Consider the following 15,456-nt stretch of genomic DNA (forward strand, 5'->3'; position numbering starts at 1 on the left):
GGCGAAACCTCTCCCCGATCCAGAAGGTTAGCGACCGGGACTAGGCTTGGTGAGCATGGAAGAACCTGAGGTGCACCCCGCTCTGGAGCAGATCGCGTTCCTGCTCGGCCGCTGGGAGGGGGCCGGCGTGGGCGGCTATCCGACGATCGAGAGCTTCAACTTCGGCCAGGAGATCGAGTTCGGCCACAACGGCAAGCCGTTCCTGACCTACGTCAGCCGCACGTGGCTGCTCGACAACGACGGCAACCGGGTCAGGCCGCTGGCCACCGAGTCCGGCTACTGGCGTCCGCAGCCCGACCGGCAGATCGAGGTGGTGCTCGCGCACCCGACCGGCATCGTCGAGATCTACATCGGCGAGGTCGTCTTCCACAAGATCGAGCTGCGCACCGACGTCGTGGCCCGCACCTCCACGGCCAAGGAGTACACCGCAGGCCACCGCCTCTACGGCCTGGTCAACGGCAACCTGATGTGGGCCTACGAGATGGCCGCCGTGGGCCACCCGCTCACCGACCACATGTCGGCCGAGCTGAAGAAGGTGTCCTGAGCATGACCTCGCCCTTCACCCCCGACGCCGTCGAGGCGATCAAGCGCCACATGAACGACGACCACACCGGCGACGCCCTGGTCATCGTGCGCGGGCTCGGCGGCCGGCCGCAGGCCACCTCGGCGGTGACCAGCGACGTCGACGCCGAGGCCATGGAGTTCACGGTCGACGGCGGCGAGCGGGTGCGCGTGCCGTGGGGCGAGACGCTGACCGAGCGCGCCCAGGTGCGCAAGGCGGTCGTGCGCCTCTACCGGGCGGCCTGCGCCGAGCTGGGCATCGAACCCCACGGGGAACACTGAGGGAAGAAACAAGAAGGGCCCCGGGCAACACTCCGCCTGCCGAGCAGACGGGCCGGATGGACCAATGGACGGGATACGACATCCCGCCCTCCGGCTGCCAGGGGCCCCGGTGGTTGCCTCGGATTCGCTTGCGACACGAGACAACAGTCCGCAGCGCTAGCGGACAACCACCTCGCTAGCCCGACTATGACTATCCATTATTCGGACCACCTCCTTTCCGCGTACTCACGAAGCTATGCGGTCGCGAGCGCCGGGGGCAAGTAATTATCAGACGGCCGCGAACAGGCGATCGTGCGCTTTACACTCGGGGGCATGACCGAGACGCAGTGGCACGAGGAACTCCGCGCCAAGGGCTACCGGGTCACCCCGCAGCGGCAGCTCGTGCTCGAAGCGGTCAAGGATCTGGAGCACGCGACGCCCGAGGAGATCTGCACCAAAGTGCGCGAGACGGCGCGCGGGGTCAACATCTCCACCGTCTACCGCACCCTCGAACTGCTCGAAGAGCTCGGCATGGTCACCCACACCCACCTCGGTCACGGCGCGCCGACCTACCACCTGGCGGCCGAGGCCGACCACGTCCACCTGGTGTGCCGGGGCTGCGACGAGGTCTTCGAGGTGCGTCCCGAGCTGGCCGAGGGGTTGGTGAAGGGGCTCGACGAGGAGCTGGGGTTCGCCGCCGACGTCCATCACCTCACGGTGTTCGGCCGCTGCCGCAACTGCCGCTGACCTCCGGCACCGGCGTCGGGCGCCGTCGCGCGGGCGGATAGCCTTGGATGCATGCGTAGCCCTCTGCTCGATCTCCCCGGCGCCGTCGCGGCCGACGGGCCGGACGCCGACGTAGCCGCGCACTATGGCGACCTGTTCGCCGAGCAGCGCGCACTGGCCAAGGGTGAGGCGGTCGTCGACCGCAGCAACCGCGAGGTGGTCCGCATCTCCGGCGCCGACCGGCTGAAATGGCTCAACGACCTGACCTCGCAGAAGCTCGACACGCTGACGCCCGGCCAGTGGACCCAGACGCTCGACCTCGACCTCCAGGGCCGCGTCCTGCATCACCTCACGCTGGTCGACGACGGCGAGAGCGTGCTGGCGCACGTCGAGCCCGGCACGGCGCAGAGCCTGATCGACTATCTCGACCGCATGCGGTTCATGCTGCGCGTGGAGGTGTCGCGGGCCGACGACCTGGCGGTGCTCTCCACGGCGACCGAAGACTTCCTGGTGCCGCGGGCGGAGCTGGCCGATCACCTGGGCCGGCCCCTGGCGGGGTTGTGGGCGTACGAGGCGCTGCGCATCGAGGCCCACCGGCCGCGGCTCGGCTTCGAGACCGACCACAAGACCATCCCCCACGAGGTGGGCTGGGTCGGCTCGGCGGTCCACCTGAGCAAGGGCTGCTACCGCGGCCAGGAGACGGTCGCCCGCGTCCACAACCTGGGCCACCCGCCCCGCCGCCTGGTGTTCCTGCACCTCGACGGCAGCGTCGACACCCTGCCCGCGCACGGCGACCCGGTGATCTTCGAGAGCCAGGAGATCGGCGTCGTCGGCTCGGCCGCCCGCCACCACGAGCTGGGCCCGATCGCGCTGGCCGTGGTCAAGCGCACGGTTCCGGTCGACGCGCCGCTGCTGGCCGGTGGCGTGGCCGCCGCCCAGGAGGTCGTCGTGCCGCCCGACGCCGGTCGCAACGTCACCATCGACCCCTCGCTGCGCCGCCGGATCCGCTGACCCCGCTAGGCGTCGATGTCGAGGACGAGCGTGATCGGCCCGTCGTTGACCAGCGAGACCTTCATGTCGGCGCCGAAGCGGCCGGTCTCCACATGGGCGCCGAGCGCCCTCAGCTCCTCGACCACGGCCTCCACCAGCGGCTCGGCGACCGGCCCAGGGGCCGCGGCCTGCCAGGTGGGGCGCCGGCCCTTGCGCGCGTCGCCGTAGAGGGTGAACTGGCTGATCACCAGGAGTGGGGCCGAGACGTCGGAGCAGGACTTCTCGCCGTGCAGCACGCGCAGGCCCCACAGCTTGGCGGCGAGCTTGGCGGCCTCGGCGCGGGTGTCGGTGTGCGTCACGCCGACCAGGACGAGCAGCCCCGGCTCGTCGACCGCGCCGACCGTCTGCCCCTCGACCTCGACGGAGGCCGAGCTCACTCGTTGTACGACTGCTCGCATGGCATCCCATTCTGGCGCAGAAAGAACTGTTCGTAGACTCGTGCCGAAAGGGGGCGCGTAATGTCGCTTGTTGTCGAGGTTGTCCGGTCGGGGTTCGTGGAGTCCACCCATCAGGCCCGCATGCTGACCGTGGACGCGCAGGGCGTCCCGGTGGAGACGCGGGGAGCGGTGCACGTGCCGGCCTCGCCGCGATCGTCGATGAAGCCGCTGCAGGCGCTCGGCATGATGCGCAACGGCCTCCAGCTGGAGGGTGAGCTGCTGGCCCTGGCCTGCGCCTCGCACTCCGGTGAGGCGTTCCACGTGGACGGCGTACGGAAGATCCTGGCCGGAGCGGGCCTGGACGAGTCCGCCCTGCTGTGTCCGGAGGACCACCCGTTCGAGCGCACCTCGACCGAGTTCGGCCGGGTCTACATGAACTGCTCCGGCAAGCACGCCGCCATGCTGGCCACCTGCGTGCTCAACGACTGGCCGCTCACGACGTACCTGGAGCCCGCGCACCCGCTCCAGCGCGCGATCCGCGCGACGGTCGAGGACCTGACCGGCGAGCGGGTGGCCGCCTCCGGAGTGGACGGCTGCGGCGCGCCGCTGTTCTTCGTCTCGATGCTCGGGGTGACCAAGGCGTTCAGGGCGTTCCCGCTGGCCGCGGAGGGCTCGTTCGAGCGGCGCATCTTCGACGCCATGCGCACTCACCCCGAGTGGACCTCCGGCACCGACCGGCCCGAGGCCAAGCTCATGCGGGCGATCCCCGGGCTGATGCTGAAGGCGGGCGCGGAGGCGTTCGACGCGTTCGCGTTCGAGGACGGCCGAGCCGGCACGATCAAGATCGAGGACGGCTCCTCGCGGGCCCGCGTGCCCGTCACCGTGGCGGCCCTGCGCTCGCTCGGCCTGGACGCGCCCGAGCTGGCCGAGCTGGCCAGGCCGGCGCTGCTGGGCGGCGGCCGGCCGGTCGGCGAGCTGCGGATCCGCTAGAGGGTGCGGAACTGGCGGCTGGCGGAGATGGCCCCCGAGGTCGTCGTGGTGAACGTGCGCATCGACCCGGCGAACTTGGACAGGTCCCACTCCGCCGGCCCGTGGTACCAGTAGAGGTTGTCGGCCTGGTGGCCGTTGCCGGTCACCGAGGCCACCACCCGCGACCAGTGCTCGACCCCGTCGAAGATCACCGCGTACGGCAGGTAGCGCGAGAACAGCTCCACCCGGTGCTGCTCGGGCACCTCGCCGAGGTCGCCGGAGAACAGGTACTCGCGGAAGCCCATGGTGTGCGCGAGCGCGGCCGAGCCCTTGGCGGTCTTGGCCGGCATGTACTGGCCCCCGACGGCCAGCGCGCCGCCCGCGATGACCAGGGCCAGCCCCAGCAGCCCGTACGTGGTGAACCAGGCCAGCCCGACCGTGGCCAGCAGGCCGAGGCCGATCAGCACGACGCCGATCGTCGTCCACCGGGTGCGCTCGGTGTCGGGACGGCGGGCGAACCAGCCCTGCGCGACCACGTCGGTGTAGAGCGCGTCGCGCACCTTGCCCAGATGGCTGGCGAACGAGCCCGACAGCTGTGACAGCAGTACCGCGTCGCGGCCGTCGAAGACCGCGTCGTAGAGGGCGCGCTCGTACGGCAGCAGCGAGTTGACCGGCGCGTTCTGCAGCCTGACCAGCAGCCAGTCGGGGGCGTCGTAGGTCTGGCGGGGCTGCTCGTCGATCCGCAGGTAGCCGCGGACGGCCAGGTCGACGATGGTGGCGGTCACGTCGATCACGTCGGCCTGCTCGTCCACCAGCGTGCCGATCTGGCCGGGGCGCACGCCGTCCGGCGGGGTGAAGTGCCCGTTCTGGACGGGATCGACCCCGCCCTTCTCGTGGCCCGCGATCCGGGCGTCCCGGCCGCGCGTCCAGTAGAGCAGGCCGACGCCGCCGAGCAGCAGCACGAGCAGGCCGGCCAGCGCGCCGCCGGTGACCAGGTCGAGGGTGAACGCCGAGGCCAGCGAGAAGCGCCGCTCCAGGATGGGCGCCCCGGAGCTGGAACCCTTGGGGTAGCCGACGACCACCGTCAGGGCCTGGCCCGCCGCGAGGTTGTCCTGCTCGAAGTCGGCCCGGGTGCCGGTGTGGTCCATCGAGGCCGAGGTGCAGCCGATCGCCGAGGTCAGGTCGCCGGCGAAGCACGACAGGTTCTGCACCTGGCCCGGCCCGCTGACCTGGACGGTCGCCTTGGTCACGGGGACGTTCCAGCCGCTGACGGCGAACCAGCGCAGCTCCTCGACCCCGCCGGAGGTGGTCACGGCGCCCTTGACGTCGTACTCGACGGTCTGGCCGGTCACGGTCAGGACGTCGCCGTCGAGCTTGCCGCCCTTGACGTTGGTGACCCGGTAGAGGCGGTCGTTGTCGTCGTCGTAGCGGGTCTTGGTGAGCAGGGTGCGCTTGAGGCCGCCGGACGCCCCGGTGATCTTCTCGACCACGTGGAGTGTGCCGTCCTTGGCGAGCGTCATCGTCACCTGGTCCGTGATCCCGGCCTCCGCCAGGGCGGGGGTGGCCGGCAACGTCAGAGCGGTGGCTCCCAGGGCGGCCAATGTGAGTCTGAAACCCGTCATGGCGGGACATCGTAGCGGTTGCGGGTGTCAATCCAGGGTGATGCCGTCGGCCGCCCGGCGTACGCTCTCGGGCGAGGCGGCCATGCCCGGATTCTCCAGGGCCAGAGCCTGGTTCAGGGCGACGTAGGGCCGCATGCGCCGCTCGTACCGGTCGAACGCCCCCTCCGGGAGCCGGCCCAGCTCCTCGGCCAGCACGTACGCCCCCACCAGGGCCAGGCTGGTGCCCTGCCCCGACAGCGGCGAGGGGCAGTGGGCGGCATCGCCGATCAACGCGACCCGGCCCTGCGACCAGCGGTCCATCTCGACCTGGGCCATGGCGTCGAAGTAGAAGTCGCCGGCCCGCCACATGGCCTCCAGCAGCTTGGGCGCCTCCCAGCGCAACCCCGAGCAGTGCTCCTGGACCAGGCGCTTCTGCTGCTCGACGTCGCGGTGGTCGTAGTCGATCGGGCCCGCGGCGAAGCCCATGTTCACCTTCATCACCGCCGGCTCGCGGTCGCTGAAAAGGCCGAACCCGGCCTCTCCCTCGCGGTGCCAGAGCTGCCAGTGGTCCAGGCCGAGGAAGTTGTCGGCGGTGTAGATGGAGACGTACATGCCGAGGTGCCGCAGGAAGCGCTCCTCCGGGCCGAACGCCAGCCTCCTGACGTTGGAGTGCAGGCCGTCGGCGCCGATCACGTAGTCGTAGCGTTCGCGCACGCCGCTGTCGAAGGTCACGTCGACGCCGTCGCCGTCCTGGGTGAGGGTGGCGATGGAGTCGCCGTAGCGGCAGGGGGCGTCGGTGACGGCGCCGACGATCGCGGTGAGGTCGTCGCGGGCGATCTCGACGTCCGGGCTGTCGAGCCGGCCGCCGCTGATCGTCTCCTCGGTGCTGCGCATGATCTCGTTGCCGTCGCCGTCGACCATGGACATGCCGCGCATGGTCGTCCGTGCGGCCCTGACCTGCTCCAGGATGCCCATACGATCGGCCACGACCAGCGCGGCGCCGCGGAGGTCGACGGCCTGGCCGCCCTTGCGCGGGCGCGGCGCGCGCTCGACGAGCGCCACCTCGAAGCCGCGCCGCCGCAGCCAGTGAGCCAGGACGGGACCACCGACGCTCGCTCCCGAGACCAGAACCTTCATGATGCGCTCCCTGCTGTTGACGTTGTACGCGGAACTGAATGTACGTCGTACATACAGCAGTTCACAAGGGTTCACTGGTACGATCTGTACTAGTACAGAGAAAGGGTTGTGATGACCGCTCCGCCCTACGCGCGCATCGTCGAGGACATCAGGCGGCGCATCGCCGACGGCCGGCTCCGCCCCGGCGACCGGGTGCCCTCCACCAGGCAGCTCGCCCGCGACTGGGAGGTCGCGCTCGCCACGGCCGCCAAGGCGCTCATGGTGCTGGCCCAGGAGGGGGCGGTGGTCGCCGAGCCGCGCGTCGGCACGATCGTGGCCGAGACCCGCGGCGGCAGGGCGCGGCGGGCCCCCGTCCCGTCCGGCGACGACCTGACCCGCGACCGCATCGTGGCCGCGGCCGTCGAGATCGCCGACGCCGACGGGCTCGCCGAGCTGACCATGCGCGGCGTCGCGGGCCGGCTCGGCGTGGCCACCATGTCCCTCTACCGGCACGTCGGCGGCAAGGACGACCTGGTCATGCTCATGATCGACCACGTGATCAGGGAGTTCCCGCTGCCCGACCCGCCGCCCGACGGATGGCGGGCCAGGCTGGAGACCGCCGCGCGGGTGCAGTGGGCGGGCTACCGCACCCACCCATGGATGGCCAGGGTCACGTCACTGACCAGGCCGTTGCCCTCTGCCAGCCTGATCGCCCACACCGAGTGGGTCATGCGCACGCTGGAGGGCTCGCCTCTCGATCCGGTCAGCAAGATGCACGTGCACACCCTGCTGTTCAGCTTCGTCCAGGGCCTGGCCGCCAACATCGAGATGGAGCAGCAGGCCCAGGCCGCGACCGGGCTGACCGCCGACGAGTGGATGACCAGCCGGGAGGGGGAGCTCCAGGCGCTGGCGGAGTCGGGGCGGCTGACCGCCTTCACCGGCGTCATCGAGGAACTGGGCGGCGAGTTCGACCTCGACCTCGACCGGCTCTTCGCCTTCGGCCTCGACGCGCTGCTCGACGGGCTCGCCGGGCTGGTCGAGGGGCGCTAGTCGGAGATAGCGATGCGCAGCCGGCGGAAGCCGCGGCCCTTGCTCTCGATCTTGGCCACCTTGATGCGGCCGATCTGCCTGGTCGAGGCCACGTGGGTGCCGCCGTCGGCCTGCGTGTCGAGGCCCACGATGTCGACGATGCGCACGTCCTGGACGGCCTCGGGCACCAGGTTGCCGGCCGTGCGGATGATGTCGGGGATCTCGAACGCCTCCCGCCGCGGCAACACGCGCACGTCGATGCGGCGGTCGGCGGCGATCTCGGCGTTGCACGCGTCCTCGACGGCCTCCTTGAAGCCGGGCGGCACCTCGGGCAGGTCGAAGTCCATGCGGGCGCTCAGCTCGTCCATGTTGCCGCCGGTGACCAGGCAGCCGTAGTCCCTGAACACCACGCCGCACAACACGTGGAGCCCCGAGTGCGTACGCATGAGCGCCGAACGCCGGGCGTCGGCCACGGCCGCCTCCACCACCGTGCCGACGGGCGGGATCGGGTCGCCCTCGGCGGGGATCAGGTAGAGATCGTCGCCTTTGCGCACCCCGACGATGCGCGTCTCCACGCCCTGCCAGATCAGAACTCCGTGATCGGCAGGCTGGCCGCCCCCGCCTGGATAGAATGCCGACCTGCTCAGCACGATCCCCTCAGGCGCCGCGTCCAGCACGACGGCTTCGAAGTCGCGCAGGCTCTGGTCGGACAGTTCGAGCCGCTGCGTGCGTCCGTGGAGGTCGGCGGTCATATCGGCAGCCTAGTGCCCCGGGGTGATTATGCGTGGCCTGATGCTTCGAGGAAGAATCGCCCCGGTCGTCGCAATAATGGGGATTTTTGCTGGGATTTCGGCATGTACTAGTGCGGTGGCCCGGACGCCGCCGCAGCGGGCGCCTCAGGCCGTCCCGCCGGCCCGTCCGGCGGTCCCCGTGATGATGTTCGTGGGCGACAGCTTCACGGTCGGATCCGGCCCGGTGCCGCCCTGGCGGACCTACGCCTCGGAGTCGGCTCGGCTGCTCGGCTGGCAGCCGGTGATCGCCGGCGCCGGTGGCACCGGCTATCTCAACGAGGGCAAGGTGGGCCGCACGTTCCGGCGGTCGTTCGAGGAGGAGCTGGCCTGGCGGCCGGCCCCCGACGTGCTGGTCATCTCCGGCGGCCACAACGACCAGCGCTGGAGCACCGGGCAGGTGCGCGAGGCCGCCGCCGCCCTGCTCGCCGAGGTGCGCCGCCGCTGGCCGGTCACCAAGGTCGTGATGGTCGGCCCGATCTGGCTGGAGGACACCCCGGCCAAGGCCTATCGGGTGCGCGACGCCCTGGCGGAGGTGGCGGACGCCGCGGGCGTGCCGTTCCTCGACCCGATGCGCCGGAAATGGGTGACCGGCAGGCCGTCGGAGACGGTGCTGCCCGACGGCGTGCATCCCACGTTCGCCGGGCACGAGCGCATCGCCGCGTGGCTGGCGGCGCAGCTGGCCTGAGCCGGCCTGAGCTGGCCTACCAGGGGCCGTAGGGGCCGCTGTTGCCGCGGCCCATGCCCTTGACGGCGGGCTTGACGTCGACGATGTAGATCGTGGCGGCGATGACGGCCAGGATGGAGAACAGGCCGAGCCCGTTGAGGCCGATGAAGCGGAAGCCGCCGATCAGCATGAAGTCGTTGAAGTAGCCCAGCGCGCCGCCGCCGGAGAGCAGGGTGGCCAGCGCGAGGATGAGCACCCAGATCTTCTTCTGCAGCTTGCCCGCCGAGACGAACGCGTTGGTCGGCACGCGCGCCGCGTGCACCAGCGCGTAGATCGACATGCCGAAGATGACGGCGGCGAGCACCAGGAAAAGGAAGTTGAAAACGCCGTTGATCATATTCATGTTGCTGGCTCCACCCAACGCCGCGATGAAATCGGCCCCAGCCTAATAGGCGTCCCCGACAAGCGGGCACCGGAAGAGAAACGGGCCCGCCTCCGGAGAGGCGGGCCCGTTCGCTCACTCAGGCCTTGGCCCGAGGGGTACGCGTGGTCTTCTTGACGGGCTCGGCGACGGGCGGCTCGGCGGCCTCCGACACCTCCTCCAGCTCAAGGGCGGCCTCGCCGGTCGTCTTGCTGACGACCTTGCGGCCGCGGGTGGCGAAGTCCTCGTAGACCTCGGTGGCCTTGTTGCTCAGCTGGTCGGCGTACTCGCGGGCCTTGTCCGGGAACTCGCGGACGAAGCCCTCGGCCTTGTCGGCGTACGCGCGGGTCTTCTCCGGCAGGTCCCTGGCCAGCTCCGAGCGGCGGGACTGGAGCTGACGCAGCTGCTCGGGCAGCTCGCGCAGCTTCTCGACGGCGAAGTCGCCGGCGCCGGCGAAGGCGTAGAAGGGCTTGGAGTCGGTGAGCTTCTTGACCTCGGTGGCAAGCGTCATGGGTTAACCTTCCTTGGTTTCCTGGGTGACGGTCCCGTTGCCGGGGGAGGCCGCGTAGGGCTCAAGCGCGGCGAGATACTCCTCGGGCAGCGGCGGCTCGTCGTCCGCGGTGGAGTCGTGCTGAGGGCGGGCGTTCTGGGAGGTCTGCTCGCCCTCGGTGCGGTTCTCCTTGCGGAACGATTCGTAGATGTCGATCAGCACCTGGCGCTGCCGCTCGGTGAGCAGCGTGTCGGCGTTGACCGCGGTGATCACGTCGCTCGGCGGCTCCCGGTCCTCGATGAGGCCGGCCTGCACGTAGAGCGCCTGCGAGGAGATGCGCAGACCCTTGGCGATCTGGTTCAGGATCTCCGCGCTCGGCTTGCGCAGCCCGCGCTCGATCTGGCTCAGGTAGGGGTTGGAGACCCCTGCCGCCTGCGCGAGCTGGCGCAGCGAGATCTTCGCCTGTTGCCGTTGCTCGCGGATGTATTCGCCGATCGAGCCGACCTTGGGTAGTGCCATACCCATAGTCTGCCGTCCCGTGCTTGCAATTGCAAACGGAACGGCTAACACCTGCAAGCAGTCAGAGCTGGTAGACCCACAGGAAGGGAGTGGTGGTGAGCAAGCTCACAGAGAGGGCGAGGTAGCCGTACCGGACAAATGCTGACAATTCCGGCCCTGGCTTGATCAGGCGGTCCACCCTGGCCATCACGTTGTGCGCGTGCACGCCGAGCATGCCGTGCGGGGTCGGCATGGCGCCGGCCGTACCGAACCTGAGCAGCGCCGTCGCCAGCCTGCGCGGTGAGCAGTAGCGGCGGGCGCGGTCGTCGGCGGCCATCTCGATCAGCAGCTCCACCTGCGCCTGCGCGTCGGCCACCACCTTCGACCAGGGCAGCGCCCGGCGCAGCGCGGCGAACGGCAGCAGCACCAGATCGTGCCGCTCGCGCACATGGGCGGCCTCGTGCGCCAGCACGGCCGCCATCTCGTCGTGCGACAGCAGCTCGAGCGCGCCCGCGCTGACCACGACCTGCGAACGCAACCCCGGCACGCAGTACGCCGCCGCGCTGGGATGGTCGAGCACCCGAACCCCCGGCACGCCGGGATCGTCGCGGGAGATCAGCGCGAGCAGCACGCGATGCCGCCGCCGCGCGCGCAACGCCTGCACGCCGGCCGTCAGCAGCACCACGACCAGCACCGCCAGCGACGTGAGACCGGCGATCATGGCCAGGACGTGCAGCGGGTCCCACGCCTCGACCGGCGTCTCCCCGCGCGCGAAGGCGATCAGCCCCGGCAGCACGCCCACGTCGTAGGGCATGACCGCGTAGGCGAGCATGGCGCCGGTGGTGGCCAGACCCCAGGCCACGCCCAGGGACTGCCAGACGATGATGGCGAGCCTCGGGGCACGGGAGGTCCACCGGGCCGTCGTGAAACGCCAGGAGCCGAGCGCGCACGCCGTGGCGAGCGCCGCTAGCACCGCTGCCGTGATCACTCTTCCTCCAGCTCCGTGAGGGCTCTCCGCAGGATCTCCGCCTCCGGGCCCGACACGGCCTGGGCGAAGCGGGTCAGGGCGGCCGATCGGTCGCCCGTCAGGTCCAACGCCTCAAGCATAAGCTCGGCGATGTAGGCGTCACGGCTCGCGGCCGGTTCGTAACGCCACGCGCGGCCGTCCCTGGTGCGCTCCAGGAAGCCCTTGCGCGTGAGGCGGTCGAGTACGGTCATCACCGTCGTGGGGGCGAGGTCGCGATCGGCAATGAGCCTGCCGACCTCGCGGGCGGTCAGCGGGTTGTGCTCCGCCCAGAGGATGTCCATGATGCTGCGCTCAAGCTCGCCAAGACCCTTCACGCCCTTCAGGGTAGCTCTACAAGGCGTCGAGCTGGCATCCGGGAGCGGCAAGTGGCGGCGCGGGAGCCCGCCTGGCAGGCTCGGTGAGATGAATGTCACGTTGGTGCAGGGCGACATCACCGAGCAGCGGGCCGACGCGATCGTGAACGCGGCCAACTCCTCGCTGCTCGGCGGCGGGGGCGTCGACGGAGCCATCCACCGCCGCGGCGGGCCGGAGATCCTGGAGGAGTGCAGGCGGCTGCGCGCCGGGCATTACGGCAAGGGCCTGCCGACCGGCCGGGCCGTCGCCACCACCGCCGGGCTGCTGCCGGCCCGCTGGGTGATCCACACGGTCGGTCCGGTCTACTCCAGGTCGCAGGACCGCTCCGAGCTGCTTGCCGCCTGCCACCAGGAGTCGCTGCGGGTGGCCGACGAGCTGGGCGCGCGGACGGTGGCCTTCCCCGCGATCTCCACGGGCGTCTACGGCTGGCCGCTCGACGACGCCGCCCGCATCGCCGTCGCCGCCGTGCGCGCGGCCCGGACATCGGTGGACGAGGTCAGGTTCGTGCTGTTCGACACCGCCGCCTACGAGGTGTTCCTCGCGCAGATCTCCCGTTAGGACGCCTGTCAGCGCGGGTCCACCGCCGACCAGGGCAGGGTCAGCTCGCCGAGCCGCCATCTGGCCGGGCCGCCGAGCGGCGGGCGCGCCGCCACCGGCCACTGCCCGGCCAGCAGCCGCACGGACGCCAGCCAGCGCTGCCGCAGCCCGTGCACCCCGTAAGGGGCGCTGACCGCCCACGCGTGGTCGAAGTCGCGCAGGAACGCATGGATGCGCTCACCCGGCACGTTCCGGTGGATGAGGGTCTTCGGCAGCCGGTCGGCCAGGTCGGAAGGCCGCTCGAAGGCGTCGAAACGGGCGGAGAACGTCAGCGTGCGCGGGCCGTCGGGGGACAGGCCCACCCAGACCGCCCGCCGTCCGGTCTCGGAGCAGGTGCCCTCGACCAGCACGCCGCCGGGGGCCAGCTTGCCGCACAGCACGTCCCAGTAGTGCCACGCCTCCGCCTCGCCGTACTGGCGCAGCACGTTGAAGGCGCGGACCAGCGTCGGCGGGCGCGGGACGGGCAGCTCGAAGCCGCCGAGCGCGAAGCTCAGCCCCTCCCGCTCGTACGGCTTGGCCAGGGCCACCCTGGCCGGGTCGATCTCGACGCCGACCACCTCGACGTCGGGCGCGACCGCGCGCAGCCGGGTGAACAGCTCGAGCGTGGTGGTGTGCGAGGCGCCGTAGCCGAGGTCGACGACGAGCGGGCGGACGGCGGCGCGCAGGGCCGGGCCGTGCACGGCGGCCGTCCAGCGGTCGACCCGGCGCAGCCGGTTGTGCCACGTCGTGCCGCGCGTGATCGCGCCGACCGGTCTGGCCATCCGGCTCAGCCACCGCTGACGCGGTGCACCTTGTGCTGGGCGGCCTGGGCGCGCGGCCTGATCACCAGGCGGTCGATGTTGACGTGGGACGGGCGCGTCACGCACCAGGCGATGGCGTCGGCCACGTCGTCGGAGGACAGCGGGTCGGGGACGCCCTCGTACACGCGGGCGGCGGCCGTCTCGTCGCCGCGGAAACGGGTGACCGCGAAGCCCTCGCTCCTGACCATGCCCGGCGCGATCTCGACCACCCGGACCGGCTGCCCGACCAGCTCAAGGCGGAGGGTCTCGGCCATCGAGGACTGGGCGTGCTTGGCCGCGCAGTAGCCGCCGCCGCCCTCGTAGGAGACCAGGGCGGCGGTCGAGGTCAGCATCACCAGGACGCCGTCGCCCGACGCCACGAGTTTGGGGATCAGCGCCTGGGTCATGCGTAGGGAGCCGAGTACGTTCGTGTCGTACATCTGCTGCCAGTCGTCCAGAAGGCCGTCCGTGACCGATTCCACGCCGAGCGCGCCACCGGCGTTGTTGACCAGCACGTCGCAGCGGTCGAGCGAGCCCACCAGCGCGTCGACCGACTCCTGAGAGGTCACGTCGAGCGTCACCGGCCTGATCGAGGGCACCTCCGCGGCCAGCTTGTCCAGCCGGTCGCGGCGCCGTGCGCCCGCCACCACCGCGTAACCTTCAGCGGCGAGCCGCCGCGCGGTCGCCTCGCCGATCCCGCCGCTCGCACCGGTCACCACTGCCGTTCTCTGCATGCCCCTCATCCTGCCAGGGCGGACGCGGTGCGAACCGCGGCAGGGAATGTCGAAAAAATCTGGATAGTTGTATTCCGCTTGGAGGTGATGTCGAGTGAGGCGACGACGGGTCAGCCGGGTCGCGACCATCAGCATGCACACATCGCCATTGGACCAGCCCGGCACGGGCGACGCCGGTGGGATGAACGTGTACATCGTCGAGTCGGCCAGGAGACTGGCACAACTCGGCGTGGAGGTGGAGATCTTCACCAGGGCCACCGCCCGCGACCAGCCGCCCGTGGCCGAACTCGCCCCAGGCGTCCTGGTACGTCACCTGACGGCAGGGCCGTACGAGGAGATGGACCGCGCGGACCTGCCCGGGCAGCTCTGCGCCTTCCTGTCGGAGGTGCTGCGCACCGAGGCCATGTACGACCCCGGCCGCTACGACGTCATCCACTCCCACTACTGGCTGTCCGGGCAGGTCGGCTGGCTGGCCAAGGAGCGCTGGGGCGTGCCGCTCGTGCACACCATGCACACCATGGCCAAGGTCAAGAACCTGCTGCTCGCCCAGGACGACAAGCCGGAGCCGCAGGCCCGCGTGGTGGGCGAGGAACAGGTCGTGGAGATCGCCGACCGCCTCGTGGCCAACACCGCCGACGAGGCCCGCGAGCTCATCGACCTGTACGGCGCCGCCCGGCAGCGGGTGGCCGTCGTGAACCCCGGCGTCAACCTCACCGTCTTCCAGCCCGCCTCGCAGGGCGCCGCCCGGCAGCGGCTCGGCCTGCCGCAGGACGCCCGCGTGCTGCTGTTCGTGGGCCGCATCCAGCCGCTCAAGGCGCCGGACGTGCTGCTGCGCGCGGCCTCGCGCATGCTCATCGACGACCCCTCGCTGCGCGGCCGGCTGGTCGTCGCCTGCGTCGGCGGGCCGTCGGGCAACGGGCTCGCCCGGCCGTCCATCCTCACCGAACTGGCCGGTGAGCTGGGCATCTCCGACGTCGTCCGGCTCGTGCCGCCGGCTCCGCAGGAGGAACTGGCCGACTGGTACCGGGCGGCGGACGTGACCGTCGTGCCGTCGTACAGCGAGTCGTTCGGGCTCGTGGCCCTGGAGTCGCAGGCCTGCGGGACGCCGGTCGCCGCGGCCGCCGTGGGCGGCTTGCGCACCGCCGTCGCCGACGGGGTCTCCGGTGTGCTGGTGGACGGGCACGAGCCCGACGAATGGGCCCGCGTCCTGCACCGCCTGGTCACCCTGCCGGAGTGGCGTGAGCAGTTGTCGCGGGGAGCGCGTACGCACGCGGCCGCCTTCGGCTGGCAGGCGACGGCGGGCCGGCTCATGGAGGTGTACGCGGGCGCCGTCGCGAATCTGCACAAGGTGCCCGTGGCGCTCAACTTCTAGCGGCTTCAGAGCCCTACGTCGCGCACTCCTAAGCTGTAT

The 15,456-nt window shown here is 71.1% G+C and carries 20 protein-coding genes; 9 read left to right on the forward strand and 11 right to left on the reverse strand.

From position 1 onward, the window contains the following. Positions 1 to 55: 55 nt before the first annotated feature. From ABZ459_RS07635 to ABZ459_RS07650, 4 genes are all read left to right on the forward strand, one after another. Complete coding sequence (locus ABZ459_RS07635; protein ID WP_352319740.1) at positions 56 to 544, forward strand: FABP family protein; 489 nt, start codon at positions 56 to 58, stop codon at positions 542 to 544. Positions 545 to 546: 2 nt separating this feature from the next. Next, positions 547 to 843 (forward strand): DUF2470 domain-containing protein, encoded by a 297-nt coding sequence (locus ABZ459_RS07640; RefSeq protein ID WP_352319738.1) that lies wholly within the window; start codon positions 547 to 549, stop codon positions 841 to 843. Between the two features lie 312 nt (positions 844 to 1,155). Further along, the gene (locus ABZ459_RS07645; RefSeq protein ID WP_357967168.1) at positions 1,156 to 1,569 is read left to right on the forward strand and encodes a Fur family transcriptional regulator; all 414 of its coding nucleotides are present in this window, start codon (positions 1,156 to 1,158) and stop codon (positions 1,567 to 1,569) included. Positions 1,570 to 1,620: 51 nt separating this feature from the next. Then, on the forward strand, positions 1,621 to 2,559 hold the full coding sequence (locus ABZ459_RS07650; protein ID WP_357967169.1) for a folate-binding protein: 939 nt from the start codon (positions 1,621 to 1,623) through the stop codon (positions 2,557 to 2,559). Between the two features lie 5 nt (positions 2,560 to 2,564). Here the strand turns inward: ABZ459_RS07650 and dtd are convergent, their stop codons facing one another. After that, positions 2,565 to 2,996 (reverse strand): D-aminoacyl-tRNA deacylase, encoded by a 432-nt coding sequence (gene dtd, locus ABZ459_RS07655; RefSeq protein WP_357967172.1) that lies wholly within the window; start codon positions 2,994 to 2,996, stop codon positions 2,565 to 2,567. Positions 2,997 to 3,056: 60 nt separating this feature from the next. Between dtd and ABZ459_RS07660 the strand changes: the two genes are divergently transcribed. Then, the gene (locus ABZ459_RS07660) at positions 3,057 to 3,965 is read left to right on the forward strand and encodes an asparaginase (RefSeq protein ID WP_357967174.1); all 909 of its coding nucleotides are present in this window, start codon (positions 3,057 to 3,059) and stop codon (positions 3,963 to 3,965) included. Here the strand turns inward: ABZ459_RS07660 and ABZ459_RS07665 are convergent. Both ABZ459_RS07665 and ABZ459_RS07670 read right to left on the reverse strand, forming a co-directional pair. Further along, positions 3,962 to 5,566 (reverse strand): DUF2207 domain-containing protein, encoded by a 1,605-nt coding sequence (locus ABZ459_RS07665; protein ID WP_357967176.1) that lies wholly within the window; start codon positions 5,564 to 5,566, stop codon positions 3,962 to 3,964. The two genes, ABZ459_RS07660 and ABZ459_RS07665, sit on opposite strands and share 4 nt — an antisense overlap. Positions 5,567 to 5,593: 27 nt before the next feature. Then, positions 5,594 to 6,682, reverse strand: coding sequence for an FAD-dependent monooxygenase (locus ABZ459_RS07670; protein ID WP_357967179.1), 1,089 nt, complete (start codon positions 6,680 to 6,682; stop codon positions 5,594 to 5,596). 111 nt (positions 6,683 to 6,793) lie between these two features. Between ABZ459_RS07670 and ABZ459_RS07675 the strand changes: the two genes are divergently transcribed. Then, positions 6,794 to 7,711: a TetR/AcrR family transcriptional regulator C-terminal domain-containing protein gene (locus ABZ459_RS07675; protein ID WP_357967181.1), complete on the forward strand. Its 918-nt coding sequence runs from the start codon at positions 6,794 to 6,796 to the stop codon at positions 7,709 to 7,711. Here ABZ459_RS07675 and ABZ459_RS07680 read toward each other — a convergent pair. Then, the gene (locus ABZ459_RS07680) at positions 7,708 to 8,442 is read right to left on the reverse strand and encodes an alanyl-tRNA editing protein (protein WP_357967184.1); all 735 of its coding nucleotides are present in this window, start codon (positions 8,440 to 8,442) and stop codon (positions 7,708 to 7,710) included. The genes ABZ459_RS07675 and ABZ459_RS07680 overlap by 4 nt on opposite strands. Positions 8,443 to 8,557: 115 nt before the next feature. On the opposite strand from ABZ459_RS07680, the gene ABZ459_RS07685 reads away from it, so the two are divergent. Further along, on the forward strand, positions 8,558 to 9,166 hold the full coding sequence (locus ABZ459_RS07685; RefSeq protein WP_357967185.1) for an SGNH/GDSL hydrolase family protein: 609 nt from the start codon (positions 8,558 to 8,560) through the stop codon (positions 9,164 to 9,166). A gap of 16 nt (positions 9,167 to 9,182) precedes the next feature. Here the strand turns inward: ABZ459_RS07685 and ABZ459_RS07690 are convergent, their stop codons facing one another. The 5 genes from ABZ459_RS07690 to ABZ459_RS07710 all read right to left on the reverse strand — a co-directional run bounded on the left by ABZ459_RS07690 (position 9,183) and on the right by ABZ459_RS07710 (position 11,895). Continuing rightward, positions 9,183 to 9,548 carry a DUF2516 family protein gene (locus ABZ459_RS07690; RefSeq protein ID WP_357967187.1) on the reverse strand — a complete coding sequence of 122 codons (366 nt, stop codon included), beginning with the start codon at positions 9,546 to 9,548 and terminating at the stop codon, positions 9,183 to 9,185. Positions 9,549 to 9,666: 118 nt separating this feature from the next. Continuing rightward, positions 9,667 to 10,077: a hypothetical protein gene (locus ABZ459_RS07695; protein WP_357967190.1), complete on the reverse strand. Its 411-nt coding sequence runs from the start codon at positions 10,075 to 10,077 to the stop codon at positions 9,667 to 9,669. 3 nt (positions 10,078 to 10,080) lie between these two features. Next, positions 10,081 to 10,575: a helix-turn-helix transcriptional regulator gene (locus ABZ459_RS07700; RefSeq protein ID WP_352355473.1), complete on the reverse strand. Its 495-nt coding sequence runs from the start codon at positions 10,573 to 10,575 to the stop codon at positions 10,081 to 10,083. 61 nt (positions 10,576 to 10,636) lie between these two features. Continuing rightward, positions 10,637 to 11,542: a M56 family metallopeptidase gene (locus ABZ459_RS07705; RefSeq protein WP_357967193.1), complete on the reverse strand. Its 906-nt coding sequence runs from the start codon at positions 11,540 to 11,542 to the stop codon at positions 10,637 to 10,639. Then, entirely contained in the window at positions 11,539 to 11,895 is a 357-nt protein-coding gene (locus ABZ459_RS07710; RefSeq protein ID WP_352319711.1) for a BlaI/MecI/CopY family transcriptional regulator, read from the reverse strand. Before ABZ459_RS07710 ends, ABZ459_RS07705 begins: the two co-directional genes overlap by 4 nt. 88 nt (positions 11,896 to 11,983) lie before the next feature. Between ABZ459_RS07710 and ABZ459_RS07715 the strand changes: the two genes are divergently transcribed. Then, on the forward strand, positions 11,984 to 12,493 hold the full coding sequence (locus ABZ459_RS07715) for an O-acetyl-ADP-ribose deacetylase (RefSeq protein WP_357967196.1): 510 nt from the start codon (positions 11,984 to 11,986) through the stop codon (positions 12,491 to 12,493). 8 nt (positions 12,494 to 12,501) lie between these two features. Here ABZ459_RS07715 and ABZ459_RS07720 read toward each other — a convergent pair whose 3' ends face one another. Together ABZ459_RS07720 and ABZ459_RS07725 are read right to left on the reverse strand one after the other, a co-directional pair. After that, positions 12,502 to 13,293: a class I SAM-dependent methyltransferase gene (locus ABZ459_RS07720; RefSeq protein WP_357967199.1), complete on the reverse strand. Its 792-nt coding sequence runs from the start codon at positions 13,291 to 13,293 to the stop codon at positions 12,502 to 12,504. A 5-nt stretch (positions 13,294 to 13,298) separates the two neighbouring features. Next, positions 13,299 to 14,045: an SDR family NAD(P)-dependent oxidoreductase gene (locus ABZ459_RS07725; RefSeq protein WP_357967201.1), complete on the reverse strand. Its 747-nt coding sequence runs from the start codon at positions 14,043 to 14,045 to the stop codon at positions 13,299 to 13,301. Between the two features lie 94 nt (positions 14,046 to 14,139). Between ABZ459_RS07725 and mshA the strand changes: the two genes are divergently transcribed. Beyond that, positions 14,140 to 15,417: a D-inositol-3-phosphate glycosyltransferase gene (mshA, locus tag ABZ459_RS07730; protein WP_357967203.1), complete on the forward strand. Its 1,278-nt coding sequence runs from the start codon at positions 14,140 to 14,142 to the stop codon at positions 15,415 to 15,417. Positions 15,418 to 15,456: the final 39 nt, after the last annotated feature.

It is taken from the genome of Nonomuraea sp. NPDC005692, from assembly GCF_040631115.1.
Classification (GTDB): domain Bacteria; phylum Actinomycetota; class Actinomycetes; order Streptosporangiales; family Streptosporangiaceae; genus Nonomuraea.